At 57.4% G+C, this 6,043-nt stretch carries 5 protein-coding genes; 2 read left to right on the top strand and 3 right to left on the bottom strand.

The genetic code is table 11. The annotated features are described in order from the left end of the window. Nucleotides 1-8 precede the first annotated feature (8 nt). The 3 genes from QZL67_RS10330 to QZL67_RS10340 are packed head-to-tail and all read right to left on the bottom strand — an operon-like array spanning nucleotide 9 to nucleotide 3,495. Complete coding sequence (locus QZL67_RS10330) at nucleotides 9-755, bottom strand: response regulator (protein WP_022290643.1); 747 nt, start codon at nucleotides 753-755, stop codon at nucleotides 9-11. After that, nucleotides 749-2,461, bottom strand: a complete 1,713-nt coding sequence (locus tag QZL67_RS10335; protein ID WP_022290644.1) for a histidine kinase — start codon at nucleotides 2,459-2,461, stop codon at nucleotides 749-751. The genes QZL67_RS10330 and QZL67_RS10335 overlap by 7 nt, the downstream gene beginning before the upstream one ends. After that, entirely contained in the window at nucleotides 2,458-3,495 is a 1,038-nt protein-coding gene (locus tag QZL67_RS10340; RefSeq protein WP_022290645.1) for an ABC transporter substrate-binding protein, read from the bottom strand. Before QZL67_RS10340 ends, QZL67_RS10335 begins: the two co-directional genes overlap by 4 nt. A 226-nt stretch (nucleotides 3,496-3,721) precedes the next feature. Between QZL67_RS10340 and QZL67_RS10345 the strand changes: the two genes are divergently transcribed. Together QZL67_RS10345 and QZL67_RS10350 are read left to right on the top strand one after the other, a co-directional pair. After that, complete coding sequence (locus QZL67_RS10345; RefSeq protein ID WP_022290646.1) at nucleotides 3,722-5,089, top strand: hypothetical protein; 1,368 nt, start codon at nucleotides 3,722-3,724, stop codon at nucleotides 5,087-5,089. A 141-nt stretch (nucleotides 5,090-5,230) separates the two neighbouring features. Next, nucleotides 5,231-6,043, top strand: an 813-nt coding sequence (locus QZL67_RS10350) for an ABC transporter permease subunit (protein ID WP_292920289.1), incomplete at its 3' end; no start/stop codon positions are given.

A 6,043-nucleotide genomic window follows, 5' to 3' on the forward strand; every position in this document is an offset into this window, starting at 1 on the left:
ACGCCTCCTCAACGACAAGTGTCCTGAAACTCTGAGGGACTCATTCCCACTACCTTCTTGAAGGTAGAGGAAAAGTATGTAATATCCCGGTACCCAACGCGCTCGGCGATCTCGTAGACTTTCAGCCGGCAGTCCCGCAGCAGCTCCATGGCCTTGTGGATGCGGTATCGGGTCAGATAATTCAGAATCGTGTAATCCGTCTCTTTGCGGAACAGATGACTCAGATGGCTCTCACTCAGTCCCAGATGCTGGGCGATAGAACTGACCGAGATATTCTGCTCCCCGTAGTGCTGGCCGATATAATCCATAGCCTGCAGTACGTACTTGCTCTTGTCGCCTTTTTTCAGGCCGGGAATCGCGGATTCCTCCGGATGCTGTGCGGCCTCCATCCGGCGCTGCAGATTGGTGACTGCCTGCTCCAACTCCCCGTCGTGGAAGGGCTTGAGAAGAAAATCCACCGCGCCCAGACGCAGAGCGCTCTGGGCATAGGAGAAACTGTCGTAGGCGGTGAGAATGATGACGTAGGCATTGTTGCCCCGGGCCCGCAACTGTTCCAGCATCTGGATACCGTCCATTTTAGGCATTTTCAGATCTGTGATGATCAAAGACGGGTCATATCGGTCCACCGCGTCCAGGGCCGCCGCACCATCAGCGGCCTCGCCAACTACCACGCAGTCCAATGCTGCCCAATCCACCGCCAGGACGATTCCCTTGCGGATCATCTCCTCGTCTTCCACGACCAATACCTTCAGCATGAGTTTGCCTCCTTTTGAAGCGGCAGAGTCGCCGTCACAACTGTCCCTGGCCCATCGGGCCGGCAGTCCAGGTAGAGCCCGTAGGCCTCACCGTAATACTTTTTCAGGATCGTGTCCACATTGTAAAGACCCAAGTGGTTTCGCCCGCTGCTTTTTTCCTGGGGTACATAACGCCCAACCATCTCCGGCGGCAGGCCCCGGCCATTGTCGGTGACGGAGATGGACAGAGTCCTGCCGTCCCTGCTGGTTTGGACATCCACCCGGACCACACCGTTTTCAGCGTCTTCCAGACCGTGGAGAACGGCGTTTTCCACGATGGGCTGGAGGATCATTTTGGGGACCATGCAATCCTCCAGATCCGGGGGAAGCGCCACCTCAAACCGGCACCGTCCGGACAGCCGGATGGACTGGATCTCCATATAGCGTTTCAAGATCTCCACCTCCCGGCAAAGCGGCACGAACTCGTCAGGGGAGATGCAGAAGCGGAGAATGTCCGCAAGGTCCGTGGACATCACGGCCACCTGGGGGACCTGGTTGATTTTGCTGATCCACTTCATGGTGTCCAGCGTATTGCAGAGAAAATGGGGGTTGAGCTGGGCCTGAAGCATTCGGATCTGGGCCTCGTTCAGCTCCCGCTGATTTTCCACCAACTGTTCCTGGTTCCGCTTGAGCGCTGCCACCATGCCGTTGAAGCGCTGGGCCAGCTGTCCCAGCTCGTCATCCTGGTAAGGCGGTACATACACGTCCAGATTGTTCTGCACCACTTCACTGATGGCGCGGTGAAGGCGCTGGATGGGGAGGAACATCTGCCGGCTCAGCCGCAGAGACATCAAAATGGAGGCCACCACGCACACCAGAACACTGCTGACGGTCACAGTGGTCAGCAGTCTGCGGGTGTCCTGCTTCATGGCCTGGGGACGCTGTAAAACTGCATAGAGACCCATCTCCTCCTGTACCGCCGCCCGATAGGCAAATTCTTCCCCTTCCTGGTGGAGGGGCTCGCCTGCCAGCAGCTGTTCCCGCAGCTGTGGTGCCAGTGCGGTGGCAAGCGAGGTCTTGGAGGAGTAGACCGGTCTCCAATACCGGTTCAAAAGAAGAAGATCGTTTTGGCTCCCGTACTTGCCGTCCAGCAGCTGGTGGAAATCCATCCGGGTCAAGGTGATGACCAGATAACCCGCCTCCTGATTGTCGGCGGTGGTAATGAGGGCGGCACCCTGCAGCAGTATGGCTGCGCTGCTTTCGCCGCCGTCCACTTGGGAAAAGGCAAGGCCGCCGGTCTGCCGCGCGGCATGGAGAACGCCCCATTGGGTGGGCAGCGGCGCTTCGCCGTCAGGCGTCCTTCTGGTGGAATAGAGCCAGTTGCCCTGACTGTCATAGAGGTCGAACTGGGCGCTGGAACGGCTGCCTTCCGTGGCACTGTACAGCTCGTTATAGACCATATTGTTCTCCGCCTGCCCCCGGATCAAGGCTGGGGCCACATAGGGGCTTGCCCGCAATGCCAGCATGGTCTGGTGAAAACCATTGTACAGACTGTCCAGACATTCCGACACCTGGCCCAGATATTCCCGGGATTCCTCTTCCATTTGGCTGTTCAGCCGCAGACGAAAAACCTGCAGCAGCATGGAGGAGCACAGCAGGACCGGCAGCAGCGAGGCCACCAGAAGCCCCGCAAAGAGACGGGTGCGGAAGGAGTGGGTCAATTTCATGGCTCCTCGCCCCCTCCGAAATAAAACGCCCAGGACATGAGGATCTTGTCATGGTTTTCGCTGGCCCAGGAAATGTCATAATCTAATGTGGGGATGTCCGCCAAAGCAACGAGTCCCTCTGCCTGCGTCTTTGTTTGGCGGATGGGGCGGCGGGAAAATTCCGTCTCCATCCGCTGCTGCACATCGGGGCTGGCGATAAAGTCCAAAAACCGCTGCGCGTTTTTTTCATGAGGTGCTCCTTTGACCAGGGCTCCGCCGTCCGGCACGCAGCTGGTCCCGTCGCTGGGATAGACCAGCGCGATCTCGGCTCCCTCTGCCGCCCGCTTCAAAGCGGTTTCCTCCAGCGTAATGCCCACAAGATCCGTTCCGTCCGCCACGGCGTCCAGCACCTGACCGGAGGTTTCCTGCTGTCTTCCATCCAGACTGACGGCAAATGCCTGCAGCGTCTCATCCAGGTCCCCGCCCGCAGCCTCCAGCAGCGTCACAAGGCCTGTAAAGGAGGACCCGGAGACACTGGGATCGCAAAAGGCGATCCGCCCCTGCCAGGCAGGAGAGAAGAGATCCTTCCAGCAGGTGAGCCGCCCCGGAGAGACCAGCTTTGTATTGTAGATCAGCACCACCGGCAGCGCGGAAAAGGGGGTCCACAGTCCGTCGATAGAGCGCATGGTATAATCCAGCAGAACCCAGTCCCGACAAAAATAGGGGGTAAAGCAGTCCGCATAGGCCTCCAGACTGTCCACTCCGCCGCCGAACATCACATCGGCCTGCGGCGCATCTTTCTCCTGGGCCAGGCGGGTCAGAAGTTCGTTGGTGCCGCCGGGGACGATCTCCACCCAGATTCCCGTACGCTCTTCAAATTCCTTGATGATGGGCCAGTAGACCTCCTCCTTGTGAGCGGTGTAGACCACCAGGCGGTCTTCCTCCGGGGGAGCATACTGCAGGGCGGCCTGTTCTGCTGTCCCTGTGCCGCATCCGGCGGTGATGATGACTGCCAGCACCAGGCTGAGCATTTTCACGGCTTTGAGACCTTTCATGGGCGTTCATCCTCTCCGCCGCCGCGGCGGCATTGTCGACTTTTGCTAATTATAGCACAAAACAATGCGGCGGTTCATGCAGATCTTACGAAAATTGCAGCCAGACTCAAAAAACTGCAGATTTGTCCCCTGTTCAGGGAAACACTTCCAAGATACAATAAAAACATCCAAAAGGATTGGTGTTTTCAATCCTGAATTTAGCAAAAATGATGGAGGAGGGTATGAAATGAAGAAAAGATTGGTCTCTTTGCTCCTGGCTGCGTGCATGGCGCTGACTCTGGTAGCCTGCGGCAACGAAAGCACCCCTGCCGGTGATGAGGGCGGCTCCAATGATGCTGCTGAACTCACCGAAACCCAGAAGATCATTCGGGAGGCCCAGGGAATGACCCTGGAGGAACTGGCACAAAAGGCCATTGAGGAGTCCAACGGCCAGATGTTCTATGGTGTTGGCAACTCCAGCCGCGGCAAGAGCGCACTGCCCCTGTTTATTGAGTATCTCCAGACCATTGATCCCAATTATACCATGGAATTCGAGTGGCAACAGCCCAAAAACAACAAGATTTTCGATCAGCTCACTGCGGATTCCCTGAAGGATACCGGTACCTTTGCCATGACGCTGATCCAGGACGGCAACCAGATCGAGTCCAAGATGGTCCAGACCGGAATCCTGGATACCTTCATTCCCAAGGAATGGGCTGAGGCCAATGGGACCACCGCCGAGGAGTATGAGGGCTATCTGCCGCTGCAGACCCTGAACAAGATCTTCATGTACAACAACACCGGCTCCAAGAGCTATGACAACTGCTGGGACTTTGTGGCCGAGGGTGAGCATGCCCTGTTCATGGACATCGACTCCGAGATCGTGGGCAAGAACTTCTTGTACATGCTGACCCGGGACGACTATTCCGAGATGCTCAAGGAGGCCTATGAGGCGCTCCCCGCCGATGAACAGGCCTACTTCCAGCCCACTGTGGACGAAATGGCCTCTGAGGCCGAGAGCCTGGGCCTGGGCGAGAACGGAAAGTACGCGCTGGCTTGGATCAAGCTGTGGGTGGGCAGCTACAACGCCCAGACCGATGACGGTCCCATCTGCAACACGCTGGTTGACAAGTCCGCCACCGATCAGTGCGGCCTGATCGTCTATTCCAAGCTGCGCTCCGTGGAGGAGTCCGCCTCCGTTTCCAAGAATAACATCACCGTGGCGGCCTATAATGACGGCTACACCGGCATGGGCGGCTTTGGTTACTGCCACTACCTGTTCGTCACTGACAACAGCCCGCTTCCCTGGACCGCCTGCGCCTTCATTGCCTACATGACCTGCACTGCCGATGGCTTCTCCGCCTGGGGCAAGGACATCGGCGGCTATTCCTCCAACCCCGAGGTGGCCGCTGAAAACGAGGAGATCTATCACCATGAGACCGGCGGTATGTCCGAGGACGGCACCACTGTGGAGTTTGCCGCTCTGAACGACCACGGCTATGACTGGTGGGTGAACGACGGCAAGCTGGTTCTGGAGGACCCTGAGTACTGTGCTTCTGTCTCCTTCACCGTGGGCAGCTGGATCGAGATGCTGGATAAGTACAGCGCCGGCTGACAAGTAGAGTTTCCCCAAAGGGAGTAACCCCCTGGGGCGCTGCTGGCGACCAGTTTTGAATGGAAAGCAGATTCGAGCGCCCTTGGAGCACCGTCTGTCTCCAAGGGCGCCTGCTTATTCCCGCATGAGAGGAGTACCGCTATGAACCAACCAACCACCCTGCGCGCAAGCCGGTCCGGGATTGTTTGGAACAAGATCGTTACCTTTCTTTCCAAGCCTCATAATGTGATTTTGCTGCTGATGGGCATCGTGGTGACCGTCACTACCATCGCCCCGGTGGTGGCCATTGTGGAGGATACATTTAAGATTCATCCCGGAACCATTGACGCCCACCTTACCGGCCAGGTCAGCGGTTACACCTTGGTCAACTATATTGACCTGTTTACCAGCAACCTGGCCAAAACGAACCTCTGGAGCCCCCTTTTGAATACGCTGTATCTGGCCGTTGGGACCTGCGTGGTATCCATTCTCTTCGGTGGTGTGTTCGCCTTTCTGGTCACCCGCACCAATCTGGCCTGGCGGAAGTATCTCAGCTCCATTTTCATCTTCCCCTATATCATGCCCCAGTGGACGCTGGCAGTGGTATGGCAGAATCTTTTCGACTCCAACGCGGTCACCGGAACGTCCAACGGCCTGCTTGCCGCCACGCTGGGCATCCATATGCCGCTTTGGTGGTGCAAGGGACTATTCCCCAGCCTGGTGGTGCTGGGACTGCACTACGCGCCGTTTGCCTACATCCTCATCGGCGGCATTTTCCGGAATATGGACGCCAATCTGGAGGAGGCCGCTACCATTCTGGATACCCCCAAGTGGAAGACCATGTGCAAGATCACACTGCCCATGGTCAAGCCCGCCATTTTGTCCACCATTTTGCTGGTGTTCGGCAGCTCCATGGGCTCGTATCCCGTGCCTCATTATCTGGGTCTGACGACACTATCCACCAAGTATGTCTCT

Origin of the sequence: Oscillibacter sp. CAG:155 (genome assembly GCA_000436875.1) — a bacterium.
GTDB lineage: Bacteria > Bacillota > Clostridia > Oscillospirales > Oscillospiraceae > Oscillibacter.